1 pseudogene is annotated in these 833 nt (G+C 58.9%); it reads right to left on the bottom strand.

The features are described 5' to 3' along the window. Positions 1-833 (bottom strand): annotated as a pseudogene (locus RE6C_RS15355) (nuclease); the annotation flags it as partial.

Here is an 833-nt window from a genome sequence, read left to right as displayed (position 1 = left end):
TACGCCAGAGTCGTTCAGCGCACTCAGGGTTGTCTCGAAGGTTTGCGATGTCGCGTCGACACCACTGTCATTGAAGATGCCGCCCCCAATCGGTGCTGAGTTGCCGCTCACGACGGTACCGTCCACGGTCAGAGACCCAGAAACGCTGTTCCAAAGTCCACCGCCTTCATTCGCGGCAACATTGCTGGAAACCGTCCCGCCAGTGATCGTGACCACTCCGTCGCCCGTGATATGCAGAGCACCACCGTTGCCAGGTGCGGATGAACCATCCGGTCCTGCAACGTTCTGGCTCATCAACACATCCGTCAACGTGGTACTGGACCCAGCCGTCACCTCGATCGCACCACCGGCTCGGTTGGCAACGTTGCCACTGATCGTGGAATCGGTGATCGTCATCGAACCGAGGTTCAGAATCCCGCCTCCACTACCAGACATTCCGTCAGCGATGTTATTGGTGATGGACGTCGAGTCAACGGTCAGCGTGCCACCATCGTTGAAGACTCCGCCACCGCCTTGATCCGCGTCATCGCCGCTGGCCGTGTTCCCATCGACGCTCGATCCAACCAAGGTCATCGTCCCGGTCGAACTATTCCAAACACCACCGCCCTCGGCACCAGCCGAGTTGCCAGTGATCGTGGTATCAATGAAGTTCGCCGTCCACGGGCCCGAGGTGTGAAGTGCACCGCCATTGATCCCGGTCGTGTTTCCATCGAATTCAGTTTCAAAGAACGTCGCGTTTCCAGCGTTCTCGACACCGCCGCCGGCGCGAGAAGCGTCGTTGTTCGAGATTGTTCCCCCACGAACCACCAACGTGCCTCCGTTCGCGTTCAGAA

The sequence above is a fragment of the Rhodopirellula europaea 6C genome, from assembly GCF_000338295.1.
Taxonomy (GTDB): Bacteria; Planctomycetota; Planctomycetia; order Pirellulales; family Pirellulaceae; genus Rhodopirellula; species Rhodopirellula europaea.
Note: the sequence above shows the minus strand (reverse complement) of the source record. Positions and strands in the feature narration are given on the sequence as shown.